We start from the raw sequence: 26,585 nt of genomic DNA on the forward strand, positions 1-26,585 counted from the left end.
TGTTCCCATATACGGCAATTGGTGCGGGCCCGATTGGTCCGCGGGGCAGCGCGGTGGAGAACTGAGTCGGGACGAGCTTGTTCGAGGAGCGGTGTTCAAACGCCCGGGAGTCGATGGAACCACGCAGGAGAGTCCGCTGGATGCGATGTGCAAGGATCACGATCTGGCCTATTTTGATGCCAAAGGTCAGCCGGACGAAGCCATGTAAAAGCTCAAGGCCGACATAGCCCTGATGGCGAGGCTCTCTCAACTGGATCAGCAAAGCCTGCCGGAAGTTGAGCAGACCTATAGCAAACTGATGACCTTCGCCTTTGCCGAGAAAATCTGGAATTTCGATCTTCCCGCCCTCGGCTACCAATTCGTGAAGAGTGTATTCGGCGACCTGATGGCATCCATCGAAATGGGATTTGGCGGTATCGACGGGCTTATCTACACAGACCGGTTCGGAACGACCATGAGTGGTTCAAGTTATCACGGGAACGTGATGGGCCTTGATCGTGAGGGGAATGACGAGTGCATGTCGTATGTGCTGTTTACTTTGACCATCGCCGGAACCAACCGGCAGGGCGTGTCCTTGACTTACTACAAGGATGCCTATCCAGCGATCCACAGCATCACTTCTCTGCATGACGGCGCGGTTATTGCCGGAAGCGAAACGATAACTACAACCCTCGACGATGGTTCAGTGTTCGTGCAAGTTGGAACATCCGCGCCAGTTACGATTCCCCCCTGGTCTGCTGGCGCTCTACCGCCGCCCGAGTTTACGGAAAAAATGCCCCCCGCTTCGGCTGCTAGCATTGCGCCGTGGCTCGGAGACGAATGGCCAATATTTCCGGGGGATTTTGGTCTGGTGGATGGCCCTGATTTTCCGACAGAGGCGATGGAACCATCGGGGGACGCCTCCACTCCCCGCTATTTCGCCGAGGTCGTGGAACCCGAAGGTCCAGGCGACCTGATGGGATTGCCATCGCCGTCTATCGTGGTCGAAGGGAATCCTGCGGACGAGTGGATCAACCCAAAATGGGATTCGTTCGATTGTGACAGGGCGGACTTAGATAAATATATGAGCTATTTTTGCGATAGTCTTCTCTGACGCACAACTTCTGGCGATCAAGATATCCAGCGTGCACGGGCACGACAGCGCGGGACAGGCGGGCAGTTGCGCCGCCTTCGTTTCAATACCGTCTTTCAGACGCTGGGCAGCGTCTGGATTGTCATCCGAGATGTAGTCGACTATGGCCAACAGATCGGCCCTGGCGACAGACGACCACTCAACTGCGGGCACGGCGCTTCTTGTCGATCAGCGCCTGGGCCTCGTCCATGACCTGCTGGTGCGGAACGGCCGGCCCGGTGTCAGCCAGGGCTTCCTGAACTTTGGCGCGGAACCACGCGTCGTGCGCCTGGGCATCGGTGGTCAATCCGGCGGGCAGGCCGCCCTCCTTGGCCACCCGCGTGAGCAGGATGCGCACGGCGTCGGAAATCGTCAGGCCGAATTCGGCCAGCTTTTCGGTGGCGTCGGCTTTGAGCTTGTCGTCCACGCGGACGTGGAGCATCGAGGTCTGGGGCATGGCGACTCCTGCGATAGATGTCGAGCCAGCGTATCTCAATTGAGATACTTTCCCGCCACCAACCGCGCATCTTGCGTCCACCCATCCGGGAGAACCCGCACAAGGTCTTTTGTTTCGCGTTTCCGCCCTCATCACTGCACACAGGACGAACTCTACGCCAGAACGGCCGCCCCGCCGCCGGGCCACCCCAAGGCGGGGCAGCCCCCTCGGGGGGCAGCTAGCGCACCACGTGCGCGCGGCGTGGGGGCCCTTAAACCTCGCTACAATAGTCGGCTTGCCCTATCCATGGCTCGCGCGGGGATGGGCGCAGAACAAGATCGTCGACAGCACGATACAAACAAACCCAAACAGACCAAACGCAGGAGAATTACATGTCCGCTATCGATACCGCCAGCCTCGTCGTGGCCCAGGCCGCTCCCGAAGGCAATGCGCTGATGGGCATGCTGCCCATCATCCTGATGTTCGTGATCCTCTATTTCCTGATGATCCGTCCCCAGATGAAGCGCCAGAAGGAACACCGCAACCTCATCGCCGCCCTGGCCAAGGGCGACGAAGTCGTGACCGCCGGCGGCATGCTGGGCAAGGTCACCAAGGTGAACGACAGCTACGTCACCGTCGAAGTCTCGGAACTGGCCGACAAGCCGGTCGAGATCATCATGCAGAAATCGTCGGTGTCGACCGTTCTGCCCAAGGGAACCATCAAGGCCCTGTAAGCGTCCCATAGGAGCTCCGCCGCCGGGCCCCGGGCCCGCGGCAGCCGCCCCGCCGCCCGCCGCGCCAGCCGCCCGGGCGGCCTTTTCTCCACTCTTACATGACGTAGCCGGCAATGAACCGCTATCCCCTCTGGAAGTACATTACGGTCCTGATTGCGGTCCTTATCGGCCTGCTGTATACGCTTCCCAATTTCTACGGCGAGTCGCCCGCCGTCCAGGTTTCCAGCGCCAAGGCCACCATCAAGGTGGATCCGGCCATGCGTGACCGGGTCGAGCAGGTACTGGCCGACGCCAAGATCCCCAACGACGGGGTCTACTACGAACAGAACGGCACGCTCGGCACCGTGCGCGCCCGCTTCACGTCGACCGACCTGCAACTGCAGGCGCGCGATCTGATCGACAAATCCCTCAACACCGTCCAGGGCGACCCGCACTACACCGTGGCGCTGAACCTGCTGCCGGCCTCGCCGAGCTGGATGCGCGCCATGGGCTGGTTCGCCCCCAAGCCCATGTACCTGGGCCTGGACCTGCGCGGCGGCGTGCACTTCCTGCTGCAAGTGGACATGCAGGGCGCGCTGACCGCCCGCTACGACTCGCTGGCCGCCGACGTGCGCTCGGTGCTGCGCGACCAGAAGGTCAACGTGGCCGGCGTCGAGCGCTCCGGCATGAGCGTGGCCGCAAGCTTCGCCAACGCGCAGGACCGCGACCGCGCCATCTCGACGCTGCGCAGCCGCCTGCCCGACCTGGAATTCACCGAAAGCGAAGAGAACGGCAAGCTGCTGCTGCTGGGCGCGCTGAACCCGGCCGCCGTCACCCGCGTGCAGGACTCGGCGCTCAAACAGAACATCAACACGCTGCACAACCGGATCAACGAACTGGGCGTGGCCGAACCGGTCATCCAGCAGCAGGGTTCGGACCGTATCGTGGTGCAGTTGCCCGGCGTGCAGGACGTGGCCAAGGCCAAGGAACTGCTGGGCCGCACCGCCACGCTCGAAATCCGCATGGTCGACGACTCGCCCGCCGCGCAGGCCGCGCTGCTGGGCGGCTCGGTGCCGTTCGGCCTGGAGCGCTACTCAGACCGCGACGGCCGCCCGATCCTGGTGCGCCGCCAGGTGGTCCTGACCGGTGAGAACCTGCAGGACGCCCAGCCCGGCCGCGATTCGCAGACCCAGCAGGCCGCCGTGCACCTGACGCTGGACTCCAAGGGCGCGCGCATCTTCCGCGACGTCACCCGCGACAACATCGGCAAGCGCATGGCCATCCTGCTGTTCGAGAACGGCAAGGGCGAAGTGGTCACGGCCCCCGTCATCCGCACCGAAATCGCCGGCGGCCAGGTGCAGATCTCGGGCAGCATGAGCTCCGAGGAAGCCGCCGACACCGCCCTGCTGCTGCGCGCCGGCGCGCTGGCCGCGCCGATGTCGATCATCGAGGAACGCACCATCGGCCCGAGCCTGGGCGCCGACAACATCTCGAAGGGCTTCCATTCGACGCTGTACGGTTTCCTGGCGATCGCCGTCTTCATCATCATCTACTACCACCTGTTCGGCGTGTTCTCGACCGTCGGCCTGACCCTGAACGTGCTGCTGCTGCTGGCCCTGCTGTCGATGCTGCAGGCCACGCTGACGCTGCCGGGCATCGCCGCCATCGCGCTGACACTGGGCATGGCGATCGACTCGAACGTGCTGATCAACGAGCGGATACGGGAAGAATTGCGCAACGGGGCAACGCCGCAACAGGCCATCCACCATGGCTTCGAGCGCGCCTGGGGCACGATCCTTGACTCCAACCTCACCACGCTGATTGTCGGCCTGGCCCTGCTGGCCTTCGGTTCCGGCCCGATCCGCGGCTTCGCGGTGGTCCATTGCCTGGGCATCCTGACCTCGATGTTCTCGTCCGTCGTGGGCGTGCGCGCGCTGGCCAACCTCTGGTACGGCCGCAAGAAGAAGCTCACGTCGATCTCCATCGGCGAAGTCTGGAAGCCGAAGACCAACTGAACATGCGCGCGGGCGGCCACGCCGCCCGCCGCCGAATAGCCAGGGCAAAACATGGAATTTTTCCGGATTCACCGCACCATCCCGTTCATGCGCCACGCGCTGGTGCTGAACATCATCAGCCTCGTCACCTTCGTGGCGGCGGTCTTCTTCATCATTACGCGCGGCTTTCACCTGTCGATCGAATTCACCGGCGGCACGGTCATGGAAGTCAACTACGCCCAGACGGCGCAGCTTGAAAACGTGCGCGGCGTGGTCTCGAAGCTGGGCTACACCGACTTCCAGGTGCAGAACTTCGGCACCTCGCACGACGTCATGATCCGCCTGCCCCTGCAGGAAGGCCAGACGTCGGCCACCCAGAGCGAAACCGTCATGGCCGCGCTCAAGGCCGCCGACCAGGGCGTGGAGCTGCGCCGCGTCGAGTTCGTCGGTCCGCAGGTCGGCCAGGAACTGCTGCACAACGGCCTGATGGCCCTGCTGGTGGTGGTCATCGGCATCATGGTCTACCTGGGCTTCCGCTTCGAATGGAAGTTCGCGGTGGCCGGCGTGATCGCCAACCTGCACGACGTGGTCATCATCCTGGGCTTCTTCGCCTTCTTCCAATGGGAGTTCTCGCTGTCGGTGCTGGCGGGCGTGCTGGCGGTGCTGGGCTACTCGGTGAACGAATCCGTGGTCATCATGGACCGGATCCGCGAGAACTTCCGCAAGTACCGCAAGGCGGACGTGCAGGAAGTCATCAACAGCGCCATCACGCAGACCATCTCGCGCACCATCATCACCCACGGTTCGACCCAGATGATGGTGCTGGCGATGCTGTTCTTCGGCGGCCCCACCCTGCACTACTTCGCCATGGCCCTGACCATCGGCATCTGGTTCGGCATCTACTCGTCGGTGTTCGTCGCCGCGGCGCTGGCCATGTGGATGGGCGTCAAGCGCGAAGACCTGATCAAGCCGGTCAAGAAGGAAGGCGAGGAAGGCGAAGTCGCCTGAACCGTTTCCCTTTTTTGGAAAACCCGCCCGCGTGGCGGGTTTTTTTATGCTTGGCAAGGCCACTGTACAGACGCCTCGCCCACCCGCTGTACGGGTACGACCGCCCCCTTATTCGCTACCATAGGCCTCATGAAACTGGCTCTCGATCATCTCGTCGTCGCCGCCGCCGACCTGGACAGCGGCACGCGCCACGTGGCCGACCTGCTGGGCATCGCGCCCACGGGCGGCGGCGCGCATCCCCGCATGGGCACCCACAACCGCGTGCTGGGCATGGCGGGCGGCGTGTACCTGGAAGTGATCGCCATCGACCCGGACGCCCCCGCGCCACAGCGGCCGCGCTGGTTCGGGCTGGACCAGCCGGCCATGCGGGCGCGCTTGGCCGAAGGGCCGTTCCTGGCGCACTGGGCGGCGCGCGTCGAGGCGCCCGCTGACCTGAGCGCATGGCAGGCGCGGCACCCCGATCGCATCGCGCCTGCCATCCCCATGACCCGCGGCGACCTGCGCTGGCGGCTCACGGTGCCGGACGACGGCAGCCTGCCCGCCTGGCGCGAGGGCGGCCAGGCGGCCGGCGACGGCCTGCTGCCGACCCTGATCCAGTGGGACGTGCCAGCCTATCCCGGCGTCAGCCTGCCGCGCCAGCCGCTGACGCTGCGCGCCCTGACCGCCACCCATCCGCATGCCGCGCTACTGCGCCAGGGGCTGGCCTGGCTGGGCGCGGACGCGCTCATCGCCATCGAGCAGGCCGACGGCCCGCCACGCCTGCAGGCCGCCATCGAGACCGACCGGGGCATCCGGATCCTGGCCTGACCCACACCACACAGAAAGACAACGGAGACATCCCCATGAGCGTCACCCTCAAGCGCTTCGACGACGCGCCCTACGAGCAGCAGTGCGAGGCCACCGTCATCGCCGTCGGCGCCGACGGCGTCGAACTGGACCAGACCCTCTGCTACGCCCGCAGCGGCGGGCAGGCCGGCGACAGCGGCACGCTGACGCTGGCCGATGGCCGCGCGCTGCCGGTGGCCGACACCATCTACACCGACGACCGCCGCCGCATCCTGCACGTGCTGGCCGAAGGCGTCGCGGCGCCGCAGGTCGGCGACCGCGTCACCGTGCGCATCGACTGGCCGCGCCGCCACCGGCTGATGCGCCTGCACACCTGTCTGCACCTGCTCGGTTCGCTGGTGCCGGCGCCCGTCACCGGCTGCAGCATTTCGCCCGACTCGGCCCGCATCGACTTCGACCTGCCCGAGTCGACGCTCGACAAGGCCGACCTGACCGAGCGCCTGAACACGCTGATCCAGGCCCGCACCGACGTCACCGTCAACACCATCACGCCCGAGGAACTGGCGGCGCAGCCCGACCTGGTGCGCACGGTCGGCGCCGCCCCGCCCGGCGGCGCGGCGCGCATCCGCATCATCGAGATCCCCGGCGTGGACCGCCAGCCCTGTGGCGGCACGCACGTGGCCAACACCGGCGAGATCGGCCCGGTCACGGTCACCAAGATCGAAAAGAAAAGCCGCACCAACCGCCGCGTGGTGGTGGCGTTCGCCTGAACCTTGCCGCCAATGAAAATGGCCGCCTGCATGGCGGCCATTTTCATTGAAGTCCGTCGGCGGCGCCTCGCGGCGCGCTCAGCCCTTCTTCCACCAGCGCCACGGCGCGCGCAGCGGCCATTGGTACTTGCTACAGAGCACCCGCGGCGCCAGCAGGTGACCCACGGCGATGGCGATCGCGGCGGCGGTCAGCACGTCGGACAGGTAGTGATCCAGGTTGACCAGGCGGCTGGCGGCGACCAGTGCGGCCAGCGACAGGAAGGCCCAGCGCCAGCGCGGCGCCAGGATGCCGAGCGTCACCGCCACCGCGAAGGCGGCGTAGGTGTGGCTGGAAGGAAAGGAATTGAACTGGTTGGCGCGCGAGAACGACTCGCCCAGCCCGTAGATGCCCTTCTCGAAGAACAGCTCGGGACGGGCGCGCGCCACCAAACGCTTGAGCACCAGCACCACCAGCCCGCCGACCGCCATGGTCGACAGCATCAGCAGGCTGCCGCGCGCCATGCTGGCGTAGCTCATGCGCACCGGATTGCGCCAGCCGCGCGCCAGGCCGACCAGGCCGACGATGTAGAACGCCAGCGCCACGCCGATGTAGCGGCCGCTTTCGCCCATTTCGCCGATCCACTCGAACGAGGTATTGACCCCGTCGCTGACCGATTGCCGGATCCAGATCGCCAGCGGCAGGTCGACCCACAGGGCGCAGACCGCGGCCACCAGCGCCACCCCGAGACCGGCCAGCAGCCAGGCGGAGGTCGACAGCGGATTGCGGAACTCGTCCGTCGCGGCGGCTGCGGCGCCGGGCGCGAGCGTGGCGGCCGGCGGAAGGGAGGGATTCGTCGTCATCGGACCGGTCGCGTAAAGATAATTGTTCTCGGAAAGGGAATCTGCGAGGGCCAGCTATCGTAACCCTGCATTTCGTCTGCATGAAGGAAATTTGCAGCAAGGGGTAAAATTCCGCTTTTCCCCTCTCCACTGCCCCCGGGATCTACACCCGTCACGGCGACCGACATGCAAGAAACTTCCCTCAAGCGCGTGCCCCACGCGCAAGACGGCGCCGCCGCCGTCCCGCCCGCCCCCGCCACCGGCGCTCCCCGCAAGCTTTACATCCGCACCTTCGGCTGCCAGATGAACGAGTACGACTCGGACAAGATGGCCGACGTGCTGCGCGGCGACCAGGGGCTGGAACTGACCGACAATCCGGAAGAAGCCGACGTCATCCTGTTCAACACCTGTTCGGTGCGCGAGAAGGCCCAGGAAAAGGTCTTTTCCGACCTGGGCCGCGTGCAGCACCTGAAGAAGACCAACCCGAACCTGGTGATCGGCGTGGGCGGCTGCGTGGCCAGCCAGGAAGGCGAGGCCATCGTCAAGCGCGCGCCCTATGTGGACGTGGTGTTCGGCCCGCAGACCCTGCACCGCCTGCCCGACCTGATCCAGCGCCGCCGCGCCGAAGGCCGCTCGCAGGTCGACATCAGCTTCCCCGAGATCGAGAAGTTCGACAACATGCCGCCGCCGCGCGTCGACGGCGCCACCGCCTTCGTCTCGATCATGGAAGGCTGTAGCAAGTACTGCAGCTTCTGTGTCGTGCCCTACACGCGCGGCGAGGAAGTCTCGCGGCCGTTCGACGACGTGCTGGTCGAAGTGGCCGACCTGGCCGACCAGGGCGTCAAGGAAGTCACGCTGCTGGGCCAGAACGTCAACGCCTATCGCGGCCGCATGGCCGACAGCGACGAGATCGCCGATTTCGCCATGCTGCTGGAGTACGTGCACGAGATCCCCGGCATCGAACGCATCCGCTACACCACCTCGCACCCCAAGGAAATGACCCAGCGCATGGTGGACGCCTACGCCCGCCTGCCCAAGCTGGTGTCGTTCCTGCACCTGCCGGTGCAGGCCGGCAGCGACCGCGTGCTGGCGGCCATGAAGCGCGGTTACACCACGCTGGAGTTCAAGTCGGTGGTGCGCCGCCTGCGCGCCGCGCGTCCCGACCTGACGCTGTCGTCGGACTTCATCGTCGGCTTCCCCGGCGAAACCGAGGAAGACTTCGAAAAGACCATGAAACTGATCGAGGACGTCGGCTTCGACACCTCGTTCTCGTTCGTCTATTCGCGCCGCCCCGGCACGCCGGCGGCCGACCTGCACGACGACACGCCGCAGGACGTCAAGCTGCGCCGCCTGCAGCGCCTGCAGGCGCTGATCAACGAGCAGGCCGCCGCCATCGCCCGCAACATGATCGGCACGCGCCAGCGCCTGCTGGTGGAAGGCCCGTCGCGGCGCGACCCGAACGAGCTGATGGGCCGCACCGAGAACAACCGCATCGTCAACTTCGCCGCGCCCGCGCGGCTCATCGGACAGATGGTCGACGTCATCATCACCGAGGCGCACACCAATTCGCTGCGCGCCCGGGTGGCCGACGTCGACCGCGACTCCCAAGAGGCCGAATGACCACTTCCCGCCCCCGCGCCCGCCGCAGCCTGCCCGCCGTCGTCATCCTGGACGGCGACAACACCCACCTGGCCAACCTGTGCGGCCCGCTGGACGAAAACCTGCGCCAGCTCGCCGACGGCATGGGCGTGAAGCTCTCGCGCCGCGGCAGCCGCGTCACCATCGAAGGCGACAAGGCCGAACTGGCCGGCCGCGTGCTGCGCCGTTTCCATGAGCAGGCCGTGCATCGCGCGCTCTCGGTCGACGACATCCAGCTCGGGCTGGTCGAGATCGGCGTCGGCCGCCAGGAAGAGAAAACGCAGGACGCGCCGGCCCGCGAGGCCGACCCGCTGCCGTCGCTGGACGACGACAGCGACGCCATCGCCCTGCGCACCAAGCGCAGCGACCTGCGTCCGCGCACGCCGCGCCAGCGCGACTACCTGAACAACATCCTCAAGCACGACATCACCTTCGGCGTGGGCCCGGCCGGCACCGGCAAGACCTGGCTGGCGGTGGCCTGCGCCATCGACGCGATGGAGCGCGACACGGTGCAACGCCTGGTGCTGACGCGCCCGGCGGTCGAAGCCGGCGAACGGCTGGGCTTCCTGCCCGGCGATCTGGCGCAGAAGGTCGATCCGTACCTGCGCCCGCTGTACGACGCCCTGTACGACCTGATGGGCTTCGAGAAGGTGCAGCGCCTGTTCGAGAAGCAGACCATCGAGATCGCGCCGCTGGCCTACATGCGCGGCCGCACGCTGAACCACGCCTTCGTCATCCTGGACGAGGCGCAGAACACCACGCCCGAACAGATGAAGATGTTCCTGACGCGCATCGGCTTCGGCAGCAAGGCCGTCATCACCGGCGACCCGTCGCAGGTGGACCTGCCGCGCGGCCAGGAAAGCGGCCTGGCGCACGCCGTCAAGGTGCTGCACGACGTGCAGGGCATCGCCACCACCCGCTTCACCAGCCGCGACGTGGTGCGCCACCCGCTGGTGGCCCGCATCGTCGATGCCTACGACCGGGCCGCCGAACATGACGCCTGATCTGTCCCTGTCCGTCCAGTACGGGGTCGAGGAACCCCGCCTGCCGCGCTGGCGCCTGCGCCGCTGGGCCGAGCGGGCGCTGGCCGCCGCGGCCGAGGACGGGCTGGTGGACTTCAGCGCCGCCGAGCTCAGCCTGCGCCTGGTGGGCGCGGCCGAGGGGCGCCGCCTGAACCGCGATTTCCGCCAGCGCGACTACGCCACCAACGTGCTGACGTTCGAATACGGCGTCGACCCGCTGGGCGTGGCGCGCGGCGACATCGTGATGTGCGTGCCGGTGTTGGTGCGCGAGGCGCGCGAACAGCGCAAGGCGCTGCTCGACCACGCCGCCCACCTGACCCTGCACGGGGTGCTGCATTCGCTCGGCTACGACCACATCAAGGCGCGCGACGCCCGTCGCATGGAAGCGCTGGAGACCGCCACGCTGGCGCGCATGGGCATCGCCGACCCGTACCTGGCGGCCTGATCCGGCCGTCCTCGGGTCAACCCTGAGCAATCGACGCGAAATGGCGGCCTGCAAGGCGCAGATCGCGTCGGTTGGCCCCATTTTCGCGGGCCGCGTTACAAATTGCGCGCCAGATTCGGTTATGCTGACCCCTCCCTAACTTGTCCTCCCGGACGATGTCTGACCCCTACCCTGCTCCCGAAGCGACGCCCGCTCGCTCATCCAAACCCGCCACCAAATCCCTTCTAGACCGCCTGCTTTCCCTCGTGCGCCGCGAGCCCGAGGACCGTGAAGGCATCAAGGCCGTCCTGGAAGCCGCGCATGACCGCGACCTGCTGGACGCGGAGTCCTACAAGATGATCAAGGGCGCGCTGGCCGTGTCCGAAGGCACCGTCGGCGACATCATGGTTCCGCGTTCGCGCATGGACCTGCTCGACGTCACGCAGCCCATCCCCTACCTGGTGGCCAACGTGATCGAAACCGCGCACTCGCGGTTCCCGGTCTACGAAGGCGACCGCGACAACATCATCGGCATCCTGCTCGCCAAGGACCTGCTGCGCTGCATGCTGGAACCCGGCATCGAGGTGCGCACGCTGGTGCGTCCGGCCGTGTTCATCCCCGAATCCAAGCGCCTGAACGTGCTGCTGCACGAGTTCCGCGCCAGCCGCAACCACCAGGCCATCGTCATCGACGAGCATGGCGGCATCTCCGGCCTGGTGACGATGGAAGACGTGCTGGAACAGATCGTCGGCGACATCGAGGACGAATTCGACGAAACCGAGGAAGACTCGATCTTCCCCGAGGGCGAGAACCAGTGGCGCGTGCTGGCCGCCACCGACATCTCGCACTTCAACGACGTGTTCGGCTGCCAGTTGCCCGACGACGAGTACGACAGCGTCGGCGGCTGGATGGGCGGCCAGTTGGGACGCATCCCGCGCCGCGGCGACGTCGCCGAGTTCGACGGATTGAAGCTCGAAGTGGCGCGCGGCGACGCGCGCCGCGCCATCTGGCTGCGCGTCAAGCGCGTGGCGCCCTCCCGCGGCGTCCAGCCCGATACCGACGCATGAGCCGCGCCGCCCGCGGTCCGTTCCTGCTGGGCGCGGCCGGCCTGACGCTGGCCGGCGCCATCCACGCCCTGACCTTCGCGCCCGGTCCGTTGCCGGACTGGGCGCTGGCCATCACCCAGATCCTGGCGCTGGCGGTGGCCGCGCGCGTCACGCTATACGCGCCCTCGGCGCGCCAGGCCTGGCTGCGCGGCTGGCTGTTCAGCTTCGCCACCTACGCGCTGGGGCTGTACTGGATCTTCATCAGCCTGCATCGCTACGGTGACCTGGCCGCGCCGCTGGCCGTGGCCGCGGTGCTGGCGCTGTCGGCCTTCCTGGCGCTGTTCCCGGCCACGGCCGGCGCGCTGGCGCGGCGCTACGTCCCGCTGGCGGCCGACTCGGCGCCGGGACAGGTGCTGTCCGGCACGCTGGCCTGGGGCGCGCTGTGGGCCGGTTTCGAATGGGTCCGCGCGGTGCTGCTGACCGGCTTCCCCTGGCTCAACATCGGCTACGCGCAGGTCGACAGCCCCATCGCTGGCTGGGCCCCGCTGCTGGGCGTGCACGGCATGGCGCTGCTGTCGGCCTTCGCCGCCGCCGCGATCGCAAGCCTGTGGCGTCCCGCCAGCGACCGCAACGCTCCCCGGGACGGCCGCCGAGCGCTGGCCGCCGGCGTAGCGCTGGCGCTTGCGGCCGCCGGCTGGCCGCTGTCGCGCATCGACTGGTCCACGGCCAGCGGCGAGGCGCTGAATGTGCGGCTGGTCCAGGGCAACATCGAGCAATCGCAGAAATTCGACCCGGCGCTGCTGGACCAGAGCCTGCGCCGCCATCTCGAACTGGCGGCCCTGCCGCCGGCGCCGGGCGTGCCGCCGCCGCAAATGGTGATCCTGCCGGAAACCGTGCTGCCGATCTTCCAGGACCAGCTCGACCCGCGCGTCTGGGACGTCTGGCGCCAGGTGGCCGCGCGGCAGAATGCCGTGATCGCCATGGGCGTGCCGATCCACGACGTGCGCGACGGCCGTGACCGCTACACCAACAGCGTCATGGGTTTCGACGGCCAGACGCCGCTGGAACAGCTGACCGGCGGCAGCACGGCGATGCGCTACGACAAGCGCCACCTGGTGCCTTGGGGGGAATACGTGCCGCCGGGCTTTCACTGGTTCGTCGACATGTTGAACATCCCGCTGGGCGATTTCGACCGCGGCCCCGAACGCCAGACGCCGTTCGCGGTGGGCGGCCAGCACATCGCCTTCAACATCTGCTACGAAGACCTGTTCGGCCCCGACCTGCTGCCGGCGCTGCAGCCCGGCGCCAACGGCGAACCGGGCGCCACCATCCTGGTGAACGTCAGCAACCTGGGCTGGTTCGGCGACACCTGGGCGTTGCGCCAGCATCTGCAGATCGGGCGCCTGCGCACGATCGAGACCGCCCGCCCCATGCTGACCGCCACCAACACCGGCATCACCGCGGCCATCGACGCCAAGGGCCGGGTGGCGGCGCAACTGGCGCCGTTGCAGCCGGGCGTGCTGCCGGTGTCGGTGCAGGGCATGGCGGGCCTGACGCCCTACGCGCGCTTCGGCGACAAATCGGCGCTGGCGCTGATCGGCCTGGCGCTGATTGCCGCCTTCGGCGCCCGCCGCGCGCGCCGTTCCTGACCCTGAATCGGATCGGGCAGCGCCCGGTCCGACGCATGCGCCTTCGCCGGCTACCTTCACTGGCGGCCGTCACTGGCCGAGGGCCTAGCGCAACAGGTTGACAGGCAGCGCGCCGCTGTCGTCGACCGGCCGTAGCGGCCCCACTCCCGCGCCCGTCAGCTCAATCGCGTCCGCGATGCGCGCCATGTCGTCGCTGTCCAGTTCCAGTTCCGCCGCGCCCAGCACGCCGTCGACCTGCGCCACGTTGCGCATGCCGACGATGGCGCCGGTGACGCCCGGCCACGCCAGCGTCCAGGCGATGGCCACCGCCGCCTGCGTCGTGCCGTGGCGTTCGGCGATGGGCTTGAGCGCCTCGGCCAACGCCAGGTTGCGCGCCAGGTTGGGGGCCTGGAATTCGGCATTGCGCGAACGCCAGTCATCCGCGCCCAGGGCCTGCCCCCGCGCGGCGGAAAAACCGCCGCTGAGCAGGCCCGACTGCATCGGGCTATAGACGATGACGCCGGTGCCGTTCTGCGCGCACCACGGTATCAGGTCGTTGGCCGCGCCGCGCTGGATCGCGGAAAAGGGCGGCTGCAGCGACTCCACGTGGCCGAGCGCCTCGGCGTCCTGCAACTGCGCCAGGTTGTGGTTGGACAGCCCCACCGCCCGCACCTTGCCCGCCTGTTTCAGGTCGAGCAGTTCCTGCCAATAGACTTCCAGCGGCGTGCCGTCGCCGGCCGGCCAGTGCATCTGGTAGAGGTCGATCCGTTCCACGCCCAGGCGCCGCAACGAGCCCTCGATTTCACGGCGGATGCTGGCCGGCGCGCCAGTGCGCCGCGGCGTCGCCCGCGGCTGTTCGGGGGACCACGTCAGGCCGCACTTGGTGAAGACATAGGGCCGGTCGCCGGGGCTCATTTGCGCCAGCGCCCGCCCCACCACTTCCTCGGCATGGCCCAGCCCGTAGACGGCGGCGGTGTCGATCCAGTTGATGCCGCGGTCCACCGCCAACCGGATCGCGGCGATCGAATCGCCATCGTCCTGCGGCCCCCAGCCGATGGCCCAGGCGTTGCCGCCCATGGCCCAGGCGCCCAGGCCAATGCGCGTGATGGACATGTCGCTGCGCCCCAACTGGCGCGTCGGAAAAGAAGTGTTGGTGCTCATGCGAAAAAAATCTCCTGCCGGCAAAGACATCATGGCGGGACGCCTTGCGCGCGCCCGCGGCCCCCCCCCCCCCACGATAGCACTCGCGCAAGGCCTTGATTTTCCAGCGGCCGGGCGGCTTCGGACCGATCCCGCAGAAGCGTTTGCGGACAGCCCGCAAACGCTTCTGCGCGGGCCTTGCCGGCCCCTCCCGCACACCGGATGGAGCACGGCCCCCAAGTCCGGCTTCCCCGCATATGTCCCCTTGAAAGCGATTTCAGCGCAACTTTTTCATTTTTTGCATCCAACCGACTTGCACGCCGAAATTAGTTCGTGCATAATCTCGTTTCTTCGCCAACGGCACTAAACAAAACCGGCAACGAGACACGAAAAACGACCACGAAAGCGGTCGGAAAAACGTGGAACGGAAGCAGGAATTGATTAGAAGAACGGGGGTATAGCTCAGCTGGGAGAGCGCTTGCATGGCATGCAAGAGGTCAGCGGTTCGATCCCGCTTACCTCCACCAGTCCAAAGCGAAGAACGCAGTACAGCAGGAAAATCGTAGTAAAGCCAGCAAGTCCAAGTCCCCTTCGTCTAGAGGCCTAGGACATCACCCTTTCACGGTGAGTACAGGGGTTCGAATCCCCTAGGGGACGCCAGTTCACTGGCAGCAGTACAAGATGCAGTTGAAGAGACACAGTAGTTGAGTATGCCGCTGCGGAGCGGTAGTTCAGTTGGTTAGAATACCGGCCTGTCACGCCGGGGGTCGCGGGTTCGAGCCCCGTCCGCTCCGCCAAAAGCGCTCTACGCAGTGCCTTTCAAGAGCTCCGTCCCTGGAGCTTTTTGCATTTATAGGGTGTAAGCCTTGTTGTTTGCAGGTTGGAACAGCAGGGATTCTGGGGGGTATAGCTCAGCTGGGAGAGCGCTTGCATGGCATGCAAGAGGTCAGCGGTTCGATCCCGCTTACCTCCACCAGTAAAGCAGTAAGTAGTACAGTAGTTGGAGCAGTTGCAGTTTCCGGTCCCCTTCGTCTAGAGGCCTAGGACATCACCCTTTCACGGTGAGTACAGGGGTTCGAATCCCCTAGGGGACGCCAGTTCGCTGGCTCGCCGACCGGACCTGCGAGATCGTCCTGACAAGACGGTATGCCCTGAAGTCCAGTAAGCCGCTGCGGAGCGGTAGTTCAGTTGGTTAGAATACCGGCCTGTCACGCCGGGGGTCGCGGGTTCGAGCCCCGTCCGCTCCGCCAAGCATCTTGCGTGCATCCCAGCAAGCCGCAAGACCAGTTGTTCCGCAGGAGTCTTCCTGCACTGCGCCAGAAGGCGCCCGCCAAAAGCTCCGGATTCCGGAGCTTTTTTGCTTTGCGCGCCAACACGCGCCGCGCCGCCCTTCCCCGGTCTCGTCCGTTTATCCTCTGGACAGGCCGCGCGTCGCAACGCATCCTGTGCGCTTGTGCCAGCCAAGCCAAGAGGCCCACGTGACCGCCAGCAACGCCGCTCCACATGCCCACCGCCAGCACCTGCAACGCATCATCGCTGGCTTGAACGAAGGTATCATCCTGCTCGAAGCCGACGGCGCCATCGCCTGGGCCAACGCCAGCGCGCTGGCGCTGCACGGGGCCGACACGCTGGACGCCCTGGGACAGACGCCCGCGGGCTACCGCAAGCGCTTCGCCCTGACCTACCGCAACCACCACCGCGTGCCGGCCAGGCAGTATCCGCTGGATCGGCTGGCCGCCGGCGTGGCGTTCGACGAGTTGCTGCTGGACCTGACGCGCAAGGACGACGCCGACTTCCTGCGCAACATCCGCGCGCGCGGCCTGTTGCTCGAAGACGACGGCGCGGACTACCGCGTGCTGATCCTGGACGACCAGACCGAGGCCTTCAACGCCGAACAGCGCTTCGAACGCACCTTCGCCGCCAATCCCGCGCCGGCGCTCATCTGCCGGCTGTCCGACCTGCGCTATGTGAAAGTGAACCAGGGCTTCCTGGACATGACGGGCCTGCCACGCGAAGCGGTGTTGGGCAAATCGGCGTACGAACTCGACGTGCTCGATGGCGGCGAGGACAAGGACGACGCAGTGGCCAAGCTGAACGCGGGCCTGACCATCAGCCAGCGCGAGGGCGTGCTGCGGCTGGGCGATGGAGCGCCCCGGTTCGTCATCGTCGCCGGCCAGCCCATCGACATGCAGGACGAGCCCTGCATGCTGTTCACCTTCATCGACCTCGAAAAACGCAAGCGCGCCGAAGAAGCCCTGCAACATAGCGAGGAACGCTTTTCCAAGGCATTCCGCCTGGCGCCGGTGCCCATGGCTTTGTGCGAGGGCGATTCGCTGCGCGCGCTGGATTTCAATGACGCCTTTGCGCAAGCGGTGGGCGTATCGTCCCGGGACGGCGTCGGCCAGGAACTGACGGCGCTGGGCCTGCGTCCGTCCGAGGGCATGGCCGAGCGCCTGGCGCGCGGCGAAAGCATGCGCAGCCGCGAGGCCGCGCTGGTCACGGCCGACGGCGGCCAGCTCGACTGCCTGGTGTCGGCCGAACCGGTCATGATTGGCGGCGAACGCCGCCTGCTTCTTGTGATGCAGGACATCAGCGAACGCAAGCGCAGCGAGACCGAACTGCTGACCGCGATCGAGGCGGTGATGCAGGACACCTCCTGGTTCAGCCGCGGCATCATCGAAAAACTGGCCCAATTGCGCGCCCCGGCGCCGGCGCCGCGCGACGTGGCCGAACTGGCGCAGCTGACCGCGCGCGAACGCGAGGTGCTGGGCCTGCTGTGCCAGGGCCACGATGACGACGGCATCGCGCGCCACCTGCGGCTGTCGCGCAACACGGTGCGCAACCATGTGGCCACCATCTACAGCAAGATCGGGGTGCACCGGCGCAGCGCAGCCATCGTCTGGGCCCGCGACCGCGGCATCACCGGCCACGAGAAGCCGCGCTCGCGCGGCAAGTCCGACCCGGGCTGACGGCCAGCGCCCCGAATTTACAATTTGAATCAAAATAATCGGGGGTGGCGGCTGCGCGAAGATGCCGCCGCGTTAGATTCCGCCCGCCCCTAAAAAACGCCTTTTCCCGCGAAACCGGCGACAACACATCGCCAAAATCGCCTCCGGACACCAGATTGCGCAAACCCTGCGCAGCTTCATACGATCCGCCGATCAAGCCGCCCCCTCGGGCCGGCGGCGAGATCCCCGCAAGCCTTCCTGGAGTCCGTTCATGCAGACCGCCTACATTCCCGTTCCCAAGCCGCCCAAGCCGCAGCCCGCGTCCGCGTGGAGCAGCGCCGCCGTGATGGAACTCTACGACTTGCCGTTCATGGACCTGGTGTATCGCGCCCAGCAGACGCACCGGGCCCATTTCGATCCCAACGGCATCCAGCTGTCGAGCCTGCTGTCGATCAAGACCGGCGGCTGTCCCGAGGACTGCGGCTACTGCTCGCAGTCGTCGCGCTACGACACGGGCCTGGAAGCCGAAAAGCTGATGCCGCTGGACGAAGTGCTGGCCGCGGCCCGCGCCGCGCAGGCCGGCGGGGCGCAGCGCTTCTGCATGGGCGCGGCCTGGCGCAGTCCCAAGCCGCATCATCTGGAAGCCGTGGCGGAGATGGTCAGCGCGGTCAAGGCACTGGGCCTGGAAACCTGCGTCACCCTGGGCATGCTGCGCGAGGGCCAGGCCGAACAACTCAAGGACGCCGGCCTGGACTACTACAACCACAACCTGGACACCGCGCCCGAGTTCTACGGCAAGGTCGTCACCACCCGCACCTACCAGGACCGCCTGGACACCCTGGAACGGGTTCGCGGCGCCGGCATCAACGTCTGCTGCGGCGGCATCGTCGGCATGGGCGAATCGCGCCAGGAGCGCGCCGGCCTGATCGCGCAGTTGGCCAACATGGAGCCCTACCCCGAATCGGTGCCGATCAACAACCTGATGCGGGTGGAAGGCACGCCGCTGGCCGATGCCGAGCCGCTCGATCCGTTCGAATTCGTGCGCACCATCGCGGTGGCGCGCATTACCATGCCGCGCGCCATGGTGCGTCTGTCGGCCGGGCGCGAAGCCATGGACGACGCCATGCAGGCCCTGTGCTTCATGGCCGGCGCCAATTCGATGTTCTATGGCGACGTGCTGCTGACCACCGGCAATCCGCGCATGGAGGCTGACCAGCGCCTGCTGCAACGCCTGGGCATGCGCATCGATGCGACCCAGCAGGCCCACGCCCACCAGGACGTGGCCGCATGCCGCTGACGCCCGGCCTGTCCTACCTGCTGGCCAGCGTCGCCTGCAGCGTCGCCGTGGCGGCGATGCTGAAGCTGGCGCGGCGCTGGCAGGTGGACGTGCGCCAGGCCATCATGGCCAACCATGCGGTGGCCGCCCTGCTCTGCTGGGCCGTGCTGCGGCCGGATCCAGCCGCGCTGCTGACCCCGCGGACGCCGTGGCTGGTGCTGGCTGCGCTAGCCGTGCTGCTGCCCAGCGGCTTCATGGCGATGGCGCTGGCTGTGCGCCATGCCGGCGTGGTGCGCAGCGACGCGGCGCAGCGGCTGTCGCTTTTCATCCCGCTGCTGGCGGCATTCCTGCTGTTCGGCGAGCCGGTCAGCGGCCGCAAGCTGGGCGCCATCGCCCTGGCCTTCGCCGCCCTGTTCTGCCTGCTGCGCCGCGCGGCGCCGGCCTCGGGCGCGGCCGATCCCGCCGATGCGGAGTCACGCCGCGCGCATTGGCTGTGGCCGCTGGCGGTATGGGTGGCCTATGGGGTGGTGGACATCCTGTTCAAGCAGGTCGCGCGCGCCGGCACCGCGTTCGCGGGCGGGTTGCTGCTGGCGTTCGCGCTGGCGTGCGCGCTGATGCTGGCCTACCTGCTATGGCGCCGCGCGCGTTGGGCGCCGCGCCACCTGGCGGCCGGCGTGGCGCTGGGCGCGGTGAATTTCGGCAACATCATCACCTACATCCGCGCGCATCAGGCCTTGCCGGACCATCCCGCGCTGGTGTTCGCCGCCATGAACATGGGGGTGATCTCGCTGGGTACGCTGGTCGGCGCCCTGGCGTTCCGCGAACCGCTCAGCCGCGTCAACGGGCTGGGATTGGCGCTGGCGCTGGCGGCCATCCTGCTGATGGCGCCGTGGTGAACGGGCGCCGTCAACCTCAGGTGCCGGTGCGCGGCTCACGCGCCGGCTCGTCGGCCTGAAGCGCCTCGGCGGCATCCGGCTCGGCCGGCCGGGCGGCAACGCCTGACGCCGGGTCGACGGCGCCGCCGGGCGGGTCGACGGCGCCAGCGCCTTCCACCGGCGCCGGAGCCGCCGCGGGATCAGGCTGGACCATCTCGATGCCGATGTCGTTCTCGACATCGACGCGGGGGTCGAGCACGGCGGCCGCCGGCGAGCTTTGCAGCGTGTCGGGCATGGGCACGAAGTGCACCGGCGCCTCGTCGACCTGGTGCGCGCCGGTGACACGGGTGGGGCGCACCTGCCACACCAGGATCAGGGCGCAGGCCGAGATGAACACGTAGTACATGCTGTGGCCGGCCACCGACATCAGCACCCCGGCGATCATGGGGCCGACGCAGGCGCCCACGCCGTAGGTCATGAGCAGCACGGCCGACAGGCTGACGCGGCGTTCGGATTCGACGTGGTCGTTGGCGAAGGCGGCGCCCAGCGGATACAGGGTGAACTGCAGGATGCCGAAGGCGCACGACAGCAGCACCAGCGCCCAGAACGGCAGCGTCAGCCAGCCCCACATGACGACGGGCAGCAACACCAGCAGCATCGCATTGAAGCGGATCAGGCCGGCGCGGTTGATGCGATCGGACAGCCAGCCCATGGGCCATTGCGACAGCAGGCCCGCGGTGACGGCGGCGGCGACGAAGATGGCAGCCTGCGAGGTGCTCATGCCGTGCTTGGCGCCGTAGACGGCGGCCAGGCCGTAGAAGGCGCCGGACAGGTTGCCCGCCACGAACAGCACGGTCATGGACAGCGGCACGCGCCGCATGAAGAAGCGGATGTCGAGCGCGGCCGGCAGGGGCGTGGGCGGATGCGAGCGCGCCGTGACGGCGATCGGCACCAGGCACAGCACCAGGCACATGGCCACCAGCGTCAGCGGCCGCAGGTCGAGCGTGGCGTAGGCGGTCAGGGCCAGTTGCCCCAGCACCGTGCCCAGGCCGGACACCACCATATAGACGGAGAACACGCGTCCGCGCTGATGGTTTTCGGTCTGTTCATTGAGCCAGCTTTCGATGACCATGAATTCGGTCACCATGACGATGCCGGAGATGACGCGGAACACCAGCCACAGCGGCATGGAGTCGACCAGCGTCTGCGCCAGGATCATGCTGGTGGCGACGGCGGCACAGGCAACGAAGGCGCGGATGTGGCCGACGCGGATGATGAGCTTGTGCCCCAACCGCGCGCCGCACACCAGGCCCAGGTAATAGCCGGCGATCAGGGCGCCGATCCAGATCTCGCTGACGGACTGCGCGGTCAGCCTCAACCCCATGTAGGTGTTGAACAGACCGGTGCCGATGAGCATCAGCAGGGTCGCGAAATACAGCGACGAGAAAGAAGAAATGGTTGCGAGCATGGCGTCTGGCTACCTCTGCCGGGAGGTAGCGGCGCGGACCGCCAGGGCGGCCCGCGCATTGAGCGATGAAACAGGAACTGCGCGGGAAATCAGAGTTGCGACAGCAGGGTCGCGGCGTCGCTGACTTCGAACTTGCCGGGGCCTTCGACGTTCAATTGCTTGACCACGCCGTCGACGATCAGGGCCGAATAGCGCTGCGAGCGCACGCCCATGCCGCGCTGGATCAGGTCCAGCTCCAGGCCCAGGGCCTTGGTCCAGAGGGCGGAACCGTCGGCCAGCATGCGGACCTTGCCCGCGGTCTTCTGTTCGCGGCCCCAGGCGCCCATTACGAAGGCGTCGTTGACGGACACGCACCAGATTTCATCGACGCCCTTGGCCTTCAGGGCGGCGGCCTGCTCGACATAGCCGGGCAGGTGCTTGGCCGAGCAGGTCGGCGTGAAGGCGCCGGGCAGCGCGAACAGGGCGATGGTCTTGCCGCGGGTCAGGTCGGCGACCTGGAAGGCGTTGGGGCCGAGCGAGCAGCCTTCGCTTTCGGTTTCGATGAATTCGGTCAGGGTGCCGTCGGGCACGCGATCGCCGACTTTGATGCTCATGGGGAAATCTCCAGTGTTGGGGGTGTTGCATTGGGGCGGACGTGCCCCACAGCCCTCATCATAGTTCGTGTCTGTTGCGCTTGCTGGCCCGGCGGACAGATCGGGAAAGAAACCCGCACAGTCTGAAACGACTCCACACGCGGGGCGGCGCGGGGTTCGTTGCCATAATGTGGGCGTGTTCAATGCCCGGGCGCGATGGCCGCGCGCGGGCGCTTTGCGGAGACAAACCGATGCGCAAGATGCTGATCGGCCTGGCCTATACGATGGCCGTGGCCGCCCCCGCCTGGGCCGCCCCCGACGCGGCCGAGCAGGCCCAGTTCGAATCGTTCGTGGTGGCGGCAGGCGCCTCCAACGGCGCGGCGCGTTCGTGCGGGGCGTCGGAACCCGACCTGGCGCAGCACCAGGCGACCTCGCGCAAGAACCTGGAGCGGTATGCGAAGGAATACGGGTTTTCGGCGACGGGGTATGACGGGCTTTACGAGAAGGGGCTGGCGGATGGGACGCGGATGATGGAGGAGATGAAGCGGTCCGGCGTCGACGGGTGCCGGGGGGTGCTGGGGAGTTTTCAGAATGAGCGGGTGATTTCTTATGAGGATATGAAGGCGGCGTTGGCTGAGGTTAGTGATGGGTTGCCGGGGGAGAGTGCGGAGAAGTGAATTCTCTGCGGTTTTTTTTGGCTGGCGGGGGATTGAGTTCTTGAGCCGCCCGGCGGGACGGCGGCAGGCGGGGGCGGGGCTACGATTGCGGTCCGGAGCGTTCGCTCCGGACTGCCCCTGCCTCATCCTCGCCCTCGCCTTCGGCGACTCCTTCGGATTCCGTCGGGCGCATCTACACGCCCCGCCCCCGCCTGCCGCCGTCCCGCCGGGCTCAGGATGTCTTGGTTTCCGCATTGTTGGGGAGGATGGGTGCTTGGCATGCTTGGCCGCATCTACGGGGGGCGGGAGGAGTTTGCAGGGCCCGCCAAAAACCGGCCGCGCGGGCGGCCTTTTTTGGCTTACGCGGGGTCTTGCAGGTCAGGATGAACGCTGCGCGCGTGGGCAGGCTTGGTTTTGAAGCTCGTGGGCGACGTGGCTTTGGAGCTTGTGGAATTGGCTTTGGAGCTTATGGAATTGGCTTTGGAGCTTTTGGGCGCCTGGCTTTGAAACTGCGTCGCGCGTTCACGTTCCCGTGTGACATGAAGGATCGCGGCGTTTGACCTGTATCTCCCTCGTGCCGCACCCCCCCACTCGCGCGCAGCGCCGCTCTCACGACGCGCCGCTAAAGCGTATGCCAGGACCGGCTGCCCGCGCAGCCGGTCCTGGCGGGCGACGCAAACGCTCTCCCCTCCCTCCGCCCGAGCGGCCTCACCCATGCAGATGTCGGTAGCCCCTGGCGTCGGCCGGGCAGGCGGGGCGCAACCTCGATGCGCCCGAGGGAATCCGAAGGGAAGGCCGAAGGCCTGGACGAGGATGACGAAGGGGCAGTCCGGAGCGAACGCTCCGGACCGCAATCGTGGGCGCGCCCCGCCTGCCCGGCCGACGCCAGGGGCGGCCTACGAAGAACAACCGTAACGCCTCACCCACCCAACCCATTCTGCTTGAACCAGTCAAGCATCCTCTGCCAAGCCTGCTCCGCCTCGGCCTTGCGGTAACTCGGCCGATAGTCGGCGTGGAAGGCGTGGGGGGCTTCGGGGTAGACGTCGATGCGGGAGGCCTTGGCGGCGGCGGGGCCTTTGGCGAGTTCGATGCGCATCTTGTCGACGTCGGTCAGGGGAATGCCGGCGTCCTTGCCACCGTAGGCGCCCAGGACCGGGGCCTTGAGGTCGTTGACCAGGCTCAGGACCGACTTGGGCTTGAGTTCGCTCGGGTCGCCGCCCAACTGGCCGTACCAGGCGGCGCCGGCCTTGAGCTTGGGGTTGTGGGCAGCGTAGAGCCAGACCTGGCGGCCGCCCCAGCAGAAGCCGAGAATGCCAAGCTTGTCGTCGCTGCCGCCGTGGGCGGCGGCCCAGGCGACCGTGGCGTCGAGATCATCCCGCACCTGCTTGTCGGGCACCTTGCTGATGATCTCGGCCTGCAGCTTGGGGATGTCGGTGTATTTGGCCGGATCGCCCTGGCGCGCGAACAGCTCGGGCGCGATGGCCAGGTAGCCCAGGTGGGCCAGGCGGCGGCAGACGTCCTGGATGTATTCGTGCACGCCGAAGATCTCGGACACCACCAGCAGCGTCGGCAGGTTCTTCTTGCCGGCGGGCGCGGCGCGGTAGGCGGGCATCTTGCCGTCGGCGGTGGGAATGTCCACCTTGCCGGCGGTCAGGCCGTTGGCGTCGGTCTTGATGGCGGTCTGCGCGACGGCGGGGCCGGCGGCCAGCGAGAAGCCGGCGGCGACCGTGGTGGCGATGAAGCCACGGCGGTCCAGCTTGAGGGGCGGCAGCAGGCTGTCGAAATGCGCGTCCTGGTCTTTCATCATGCATCTCCGGGCAAGGGACGGCCGCCGGACGCGGCCGCGTCCTGGCGAACCGCCGGGGTTCACTTCAGGGAGAAGTCCACGCGCGAGGGCAGGCCCTCGTCCTTGATGCCATCGGCGTCCAGTTGCGGGGCAACGATGAACACGCGATCCGCGAGTCCTTCCTGGGCTTGCAGCTTCTCGTACACCGCTTGCGCGCGCGCGTCGGCTAGTTGGCGCAACTGCTCGTCGCCCACCGGGGCCGCGGCGCGCAGCATCTCCTCCATCTGTTGCGGCGGCACGGACTTGGCCATGCCGATGAAATTGCGCGGCTTGTCCTTGAGGTCGGTGTCGTCGTAGACCTTTTCCAGGTACTTGGCGCGCTCGGCGCCCGAGACCTCGACGCCGGCCGGGTTCGGCTTCTTGCCGCGCGGGGCGACGTCGCGGGCCTTGGCCAGGCGGATCTGGGCGTCGACCCAGGCCTGGCGCAGGCCGTCCAGGTCGGTCTTGGGATCGGCGCGGCCGCTCAGGTCCATCTTGAGCGCGGGGCGGTCGACCAGCGCTTTGGTCAGGGTGTCGATGCGCTGCAAGGTGTCTTCGGTGAGCGCGGCGCTGCCGGGCGCGAATTCCACGTACGACAGTTCCTCGCCGCCGCCAAAGGCCGACGCCAGCAGGCTGAAGGGCGAGGTGACGGCCTTGACCACCAGGTTCAGCAGCACCCGCACGACGATGCCGCCGACCGAGAACTCGGGGTCGTCGAGCGAACCGGAGATCGGCAGGTTGATGTCGATGTTGCCGCGCGAGTCCTTCAGCAGGGCCACGGCCAGCAGCACCGGCAGCTTGGTGGCGTCGGGGCTGTTGGTCTTGTCGCCGAAGGTCAGCTGGTTCAGCACCACGTGGTTGGTGGCCAGCAGCGCGCGGTCCTTGATCTTGTATTCCAGGTCCACCGACAGCTTGCCGCGCTTGATCGGGTAGCCGACGTACTTGGCCGAGTAGGTGTTGAAGCGCGGCAGGTCCACGCCCTTGGCCGAGGCCTTCAGGTCAAGCGACAGGTACTTGGCGAACGGTTGCACAACGCCGCTGATCGACAGGGGCGCGGTGGTGTAGACGCGGCCGGTGACCTTGACCTTGGCGGGCTGCGGGTTGGTGGAAGACACGGCCGTGATGGAACCGTCGATGCTGGACAGCTCGGCCACGTAGTTGGGCTTGACGAAGCGGTCGGTGAAGGTCATGCGGCCGCGCGTCAGCGTGACGCTGTTGAGCGAGATATCCGGCATGCCGCCGCCCTTGGCCGCCGGCGCCGGCGGTTCGGCGCGCCGACCGGGGGTCTGCGTGTCCTGGGTAATGGAGCCACCGGCCTGCCCGGGCGCGGCCACCAGGTCCATGACGTTCAGGCGGCCCTGGGCATTGAGCAGGATGCGGCCGTAGAAGTCGTCAAGCGCGATGTCGCCCAGGCCGGCGACGATCTTCTCGCCCGCCACCGAGACGTTCATGCCGGACAGGCCCAGGCGCTTCCAGTTGAGGAAGTCGTCCTTGTTGACGCGGTCCTGCAGGTCGACGTCGGTGATATCGACCCCTCCCTTCCAGCCGGCCTTCATCGGCGCGCTGCCGTTGGCGGCCGCGAATTCGGCGTCGCCCTTGGCGCCCAGCGTGATGGCGCGCACGGTGGCATTCAGGCTGGAGGCGAAGTACGGCGCGAACGAGGCGACGTTCAGGCCGGACAGGTCGACCGACGTCTTGACACTGAGCGGCTGCGGCGTGAAGGCGCCCTTCAGGTCGAGCTTGCCGCCGCCCTGGATGCCGGCCGCGGCCAGCGTGAAATTGCTGGCGCCCGGGCCCATGGCCAGGCGGTCGGCGGTGACGACCAGCTGCTGCAGCGCAACGTCGAGCGCGGGATTCAGGGTTTCGTCGCGCGCCTTGAACTGGGCCAGCTCGGCGCGCACGCCCGTGGCGGACGCATCGATGACGCCGTTCTTGTCCAGCACGTGCACCTGCGCGGTCAGCCCGAGGCGGCCGTCCTGCAACAGGATCGGCGACAGGCTGCGCACGGCCGGCGCGAACGGCGCCAGCGCGACGTTGCCCATGCGCAGCGCCAGCTCCAGCGACAGCGGTTGCAGCACCAGCGGGCCCTTGGCGCGGATCCAGCCGCCATCGGTGCTGTTGTCCACGGTCAGCCAGAGATTGATGGGTTCGCCCTTGACCTGCGGCAGCGCCACACCCTCGACGGTGACGGCCAGGCCGGTCAGGGTGTAGTCGAGCTTGCTGATGGCGTCGGTGACGTAGAGCTCGCCTTCGTGGATGTTGAAGGCGTCCAGCGCCACCTTCCATTCGGCCGGCGCGGCGGGCTTGGGCGGGGCGTCGGTGGCGGGCGGGGTGTCCGTGGCGGTTGCGGCGGTCGGCGCGCCATTGGGCGCGGCTGCGGTGGGCGTGGCGGCCGAGGCGGGTTGGGCCGCCGGGGCCGGATGGCCGGCC

General features: G+C 67.4%; 24 protein-coding genes and 6 tRNA genes. 22 read left to right on the plus strand and 8 right to left on the minus strand.

All coding sequences use genetic code 11. The features are described from left to right. Window positions 1–208: phospholipase A2 family protein (locus HV742_RS32165; RefSeq protein WP_217482435.1), on the plus strand; the 208-nt coding region annotated here is incomplete at its 5' end. 24 nt (window positions 209–232) lie between these two features. Continuing rightward, complete coding sequence (locus tag HV742_RS30075) at window positions 233–1,093, plus strand: hypothetical protein (RefSeq protein ID WP_175147121.1); 861 nt, start codon at window positions 233–235, stop codon at window positions 1,091–1,093. On the opposite strand, the gene HV742_RS32620 is transcribed toward HV742_RS30075, so the two are convergent. Beyond that, complete coding sequence (locus HV742_RS32620) at window positions 1,052–1,285, minus strand: type II toxin-antitoxin system RelE/ParE family toxin (RefSeq protein ID WP_254601300.1); 234 nt, start codon at window positions 1,283–1,285, stop codon at window positions 1,052–1,054. The genes HV742_RS30075 and HV742_RS32620 overlap by 42 nt on opposite strands. Further along, window positions 1,272–1,568 (minus strand): type II toxin-antitoxin system RelB family antitoxin, encoded by a 297-nt coding sequence (gene relB, locus HV742_RS30085; protein WP_175147122.1) that lies wholly within the window; start codon window positions 1,566–1,568, stop codon window positions 1,272–1,274. The genes HV742_RS32620 and relB overlap by 14 nt, the downstream gene beginning before the upstream one ends. 371 nt (window positions 1,569–1,939) lie before the next feature. Here relB and yajC point away from each other — a divergent pair, with 371 nt between their 5' ends. From yajC to HV742_RS30110, 5 genes are all read left to right on the plus strand, one after another. Beyond that, the gene (gene yajC, locus HV742_RS30090; RefSeq protein WP_006390891.1) at window positions 1,940–2,281 is read left to right on the plus strand and encodes a preprotein translocase subunit YajC; all 342 of its coding nucleotides are present in this window, start codon (window positions 1,940–1,942) and stop codon (window positions 2,279–2,281) included. A gap of 113 nt (window positions 2,282–2,394) precedes the next feature. Beyond that, the gene (secD, locus tag HV742_RS30095) at window positions 2,395–4,275 is read left to right on the plus strand and encodes a protein translocase subunit SecD (RefSeq protein ID WP_054500983.1); all 1,881 of its coding nucleotides are present in this window, start codon (window positions 2,395–2,397) and stop codon (window positions 4,273–4,275) included. A 51-nt stretch (window positions 4,276–4,326) separates the two neighbouring features. Then, the gene (secF, locus tag HV742_RS30100; RefSeq protein ID WP_049075617.1) at window positions 4,327–5,262 is read left to right on the plus strand and encodes a protein translocase subunit SecF; all 936 of its coding nucleotides are present in this window, start codon (window positions 4,327–4,329) and stop codon (window positions 5,260–5,262) included. Window positions 5,263–5,391: 129 nt separating this feature from the next. Further along, on the plus strand, window positions 5,392–6,069 hold the full coding sequence (locus HV742_RS30105) for a VOC family protein (RefSeq protein WP_049075619.1): 678 nt from the start codon (window positions 5,392–5,394) through the stop codon (window positions 6,067–6,069). Between the two features lie 35 nt (window positions 6,070–6,104). Continuing rightward, window positions 6,105–6,818 carry an alanyl-tRNA editing protein gene (locus HV742_RS30110; protein ID WP_175147123.1) on the plus strand — a complete coding sequence of 238 codons (714 nt, stop codon included), beginning with the start codon at window positions 6,105–6,107 and terminating at the stop codon, window positions 6,816–6,818. 78 nt (window positions 6,819–6,896) lie between these two features. Here the strand turns inward: HV742_RS30110 and HV742_RS30115 are convergent, their stop codons facing one another. After that, on the minus strand, window positions 6,897–7,658 hold the full coding sequence (locus HV742_RS30115; protein WP_175147124.1) for a phosphatase PAP2 family protein: 762 nt from the start codon (window positions 7,656–7,658) through the stop codon (window positions 6,897–6,899). Window positions 7,659–7,823: 165 nt separating this feature from the next. Between HV742_RS30115 and miaB the strand changes: the two genes are divergently transcribed. From miaB to lnt, 5 genes are all read left to right on the plus strand, one after another. Continuing rightward, a complete protein-coding gene (gene miaB, locus HV742_RS30120) occupies window positions 7,824–9,257 on the plus strand; it encodes a tRNA (N6-isopentenyl adenosine(37)-C2)-methylthiotransferase MiaB (RefSeq protein WP_054417119.1) in 1,434 nt (477 codons plus the stop codon). After that, window positions 9,254–10,279 (plus strand): PhoH family protein, encoded by a 1,026-nt coding sequence (locus HV742_RS30125; RefSeq protein WP_049075624.1) that lies wholly within the window; start codon window positions 9,254–9,256, stop codon window positions 10,277–10,279. Before miaB ends, HV742_RS30125 begins: the two co-directional genes overlap by 4 nt. Then, window positions 10,269–10,742 (plus strand): rRNA maturation RNase YbeY, encoded by a 474-nt coding sequence (gene ybeY, locus HV742_RS30130; RefSeq protein WP_059272402.1) that lies wholly within the window; start codon window positions 10,269–10,271, stop codon window positions 10,740–10,742. Before HV742_RS30125 ends, ybeY begins: the two co-directional genes overlap by 11 nt. A gap of 155 nt (window positions 10,743–10,897) precedes the next feature. After that, window positions 10,898–11,788, plus strand: a complete 891-nt coding sequence (locus tag HV742_RS30135) for a CorC family transporter (protein WP_049075628.1) — start codon at window positions 10,898–10,900, stop codon at window positions 11,786–11,788. After that, the gene (gene lnt / locus HV742_RS30140) at window positions 11,785–13,416 is read left to right on the plus strand and encodes an apolipoprotein N-acyltransferase (RefSeq protein WP_059272403.1); all 1,632 of its coding nucleotides are present in this window, start codon (window positions 11,785–11,787) and stop codon (window positions 13,414–13,416) included. Before HV742_RS30135 ends, lnt begins: the two co-directional genes overlap by 4 nt. Before the next feature lie 84 nt (window positions 13,417–13,500). On the opposite strand, the gene HV742_RS30145 is transcribed toward lnt, so the two are convergent. Further along, window positions 13,501–14,556 carry an aldo/keto reductase gene (locus HV742_RS30145; protein WP_175147125.1) on the minus strand — a complete coding sequence of 352 codons (1,056 nt, stop codon included), beginning with the start codon at window positions 14,554–14,556 and terminating at the stop codon, window positions 13,501–13,503. 430 nt (window positions 14,557–14,986) lie between these two features. Here HV742_RS30145 and HV742_RS30150 point away from each other — a divergent pair. From HV742_RS30150 to HV742_RS30190, 9 genes are all read left to right on the plus strand, one after another. Further along, window positions 14,987–15,062, plus strand: a tRNA-Ala gene (locus tag HV742_RS30150). Between the two features lie 57 nt (window positions 15,063–15,119). Next, a tRNA-Glu gene (locus HV742_RS30155) sits at window positions 15,120–15,195 on the plus strand. 60 nt (window positions 15,196–15,255) lie between these two features. After that, window positions 15,256–15,332, plus strand: a tRNA-Asp gene (locus HV742_RS30160). A gap of 103 nt (window positions 15,333–15,435) precedes the next feature. Next, window positions 15,436–15,511 (plus strand) — tRNA-Ala (locus tag HV742_RS30165). A 45-nt stretch (window positions 15,512–15,556) separates the two neighbouring features. Further along, window positions 15,557–15,632, plus strand: a tRNA-Glu gene (locus tag HV742_RS30170). A 76-nt stretch (window positions 15,633–15,708) separates the two neighbouring features. Next, a tRNA-Asp gene (locus tag HV742_RS30175) sits at window positions 15,709–15,785 on the plus strand. Window positions 15,786–16,013: 228 nt separating this feature from the next. After that, entirely contained in the window at window positions 16,014–17,504 is a 1,491-nt protein-coding gene (locus HV742_RS30180; protein ID WP_175147126.1) for a helix-turn-helix transcriptional regulator, read from the plus strand. 250 nt (window positions 17,505–17,754) lie between these two features. Next, window positions 17,755–18,780, plus strand: coding sequence for a biotin synthase BioB (gene bioB / locus HV742_RS30185; protein ID WP_054417116.1), 1,026 nt, complete (start codon window positions 17,755–17,757; stop codon window positions 18,778–18,780). Next, the gene (locus tag HV742_RS30190) at window positions 18,777–19,655 is read left to right on the plus strand and encodes an EamA family transporter (protein ID WP_175147128.1); all 879 of its coding nucleotides are present in this window, start codon (window positions 18,777–18,779) and stop codon (window positions 19,653–19,655) included. The genes bioB and HV742_RS30190 overlap by 4 nt, the downstream gene beginning before the upstream one ends. A gap of 16 nt (window positions 19,656–19,671) precedes the next feature. On the opposite strand, the gene HV742_RS30195 is transcribed toward HV742_RS30190, so the two are convergent. Both HV742_RS30195 and HV742_RS30200 read right to left on the minus strand, forming a co-directional pair. Next, on the minus strand, window positions 19,672–21,102 hold the full coding sequence (locus HV742_RS30195; RefSeq protein ID WP_059272405.1) for an MFS transporter: 1,431 nt from the start codon (window positions 21,100–21,102) through the stop codon (window positions 19,672–19,674). Between the two features lie 89 nt (window positions 21,103–21,191). After that, window positions 21,192–21,695, minus strand: a complete 504-nt coding sequence (locus HV742_RS30200; RefSeq protein ID WP_049075637.1) for a peroxiredoxin — start codon at window positions 21,693–21,695, stop codon at window positions 21,192–21,194. A 230-nt stretch (window positions 21,696–21,925) separates the two neighbouring features. On the opposite strand from HV742_RS30200, the gene HV742_RS30205 reads away from it, so the two are divergent. Then, entirely contained in the window at window positions 21,926–22,351 is a 426-nt protein-coding gene (locus HV742_RS30205) for a hypothetical protein (RefSeq protein ID WP_175147127.1), read from the plus strand. Window positions 22,352–23,249: 898 nt separating this feature from the next. On the opposite strand, the gene HV742_RS30210 is transcribed toward HV742_RS30205, so the two are convergent. Together HV742_RS30210 and HV742_RS30215 are read right to left on the minus strand one after the other, a co-directional pair. Further along, a complete protein-coding gene (locus HV742_RS30210) occupies window positions 23,250–24,134 on the minus strand; it encodes a dienelactone hydrolase family protein (RefSeq protein WP_175147129.1) in 885 nt (294 codons plus the stop codon). A 62-nt stretch (window positions 24,135–24,196) separates the two neighbouring features. Then, window positions 24,197–26,585, minus strand: a 2,389-nt coding sequence (locus tag HV742_RS30215) for a DUF748 domain-containing protein (protein ID WP_254601302.1), incomplete at its 5' end; no start/stop codon positions are given.

Origin of the sequence: Achromobacter ruhlandii (genome assembly GCF_902859695.1) — a bacterium.
In the GTDB taxonomy this organism is placed as follows: Bacteria; Pseudomonadota; Gammaproteobacteria; order Burkholderiales; family Burkholderiaceae_B; genus Achromobacter; species Achromobacter ruhlandii.

What these genes read in the sequence shown, in the direction of transcription:
- HV742_RS30075 (WP_175147121.1), top strand. Translation starts at nt 233, where the DNA reads ATGGCGAGGCTCTCTCAACTGGATCAGCAAAGCCTGCCGGAAGTTGAG.
- relB (WP_175147122.1), bottom strand. Translation starts at nt 1,568, where the DNA reads ATGCCCCAGACCTCGATGCTCCACGTCCGCGTGGACGACAAGCTCAAA.
- yajC (WP_006390891.1), top strand. Translation starts at nt 1,940, where the DNA reads ATGTCCGCTATCGATACCGCCAGCCTCGTCGTGGCCCAGGCCGCTCCC.
- secD (WP_054500983.1), top strand. Translation starts at nt 2,395, where the DNA reads ATGAACCGCTATCCCCTCTGGAAGTACATTACGGTCCTGATTGCGGTC.
- secF (WP_049075617.1), top strand. Translation starts at nt 4,327, where the DNA reads ATGGAATTTTTCCGGATTCACCGCACCATCCCGTTCATGCGCCACGCG.
- HV742_RS30105 (WP_049075619.1), top strand. Translation starts at nt 5,392, where the DNA reads ATGAAACTGGCTCTCGATCATCTCGTCGTCGCCGCCGCCGACCTGGAC.
- HV742_RS30110 (WP_175147123.1), top strand. Translation starts at nt 6,105, where the DNA reads ATGAGCGTCACCCTCAAGCGCTTCGACGACGCGCCCTACGAGCAGCAG.
- HV742_RS30115 (WP_175147124.1), bottom strand. Translation starts at nt 7,658, where the DNA reads ATGACGACGAATCCCTCCCTTCCGCCGGCCGCCACGCTCGCGCCCGGC.
- miaB (WP_054417119.1), top strand. Translation starts at nt 7,824, where the DNA reads ATGCAAGAAACTTCCCTCAAGCGCGTGCCCCACGCGCAAGACGGCGCC.
- HV742_RS30125 (WP_049075624.1), top strand. Translation starts at nt 9,254, where the DNA reads ATGACCACTTCCCGCCCCCGCGCCCGCCGCAGCCTGCCCGCCGTCGTC.
- ybeY (WP_059272402.1), top strand. Translation starts at nt 10,269, where the DNA reads ATGACGCCTGATCTGTCCCTGTCCGTCCAGTACGGGGTCGAGGAACCC.
- HV742_RS30135 (WP_049075628.1), top strand. Translation starts at nt 10,898, where the DNA reads ATGTCTGACCCCTACCCTGCTCCCGAAGCGACGCCCGCTCGCTCATCC.
- lnt (WP_059272403.1), top strand. Translation starts at nt 11,785, where the DNA reads ATGAGCCGCGCCGCCCGCGGTCCGTTCCTGCTGGGCGCGGCCGGCCTG.
- HV742_RS30145 (WP_175147125.1), bottom strand. Translation starts at nt 14,556, where the DNA reads ATGAGCACCAACACTTCTTTTCCGACGCGCCAGTTGGGGCGCAGCGAC.
- bioB (WP_054417116.1), top strand. Translation starts at nt 17,755, where the DNA reads ATGCAGACCGCCTACATTCCCGTTCCCAAGCCGCCCAAGCCGCAGCCC.
- HV742_RS30195 (WP_059272405.1), bottom strand. Translation starts at nt 21,102, where the DNA reads ATGCTCGCAACCATTTCTTCTTTCTCGTCGCTGTATTTCGCGACCCTG.
- HV742_RS30200 (WP_049075637.1), bottom strand. Translation starts at nt 21,695, where the DNA reads ATGAGCATCAAAGTCGGCGATCGCGTGCCCGACGGCACCCTGACCGAA.
- HV742_RS30205 (WP_175147127.1), top strand. Translation starts at nt 21,926, where the DNA reads ATGCGCAAGATGCTGATCGGCCTGGCCTATACGATGGCCGTGGCCGCC.
- HV742_RS30210 (WP_175147129.1), bottom strand. Translation starts at nt 24,134, where the DNA reads ATGAAAGACCAGGACGCGCATTTCGACAGCCTGCTGCCGCCCCTCAAG.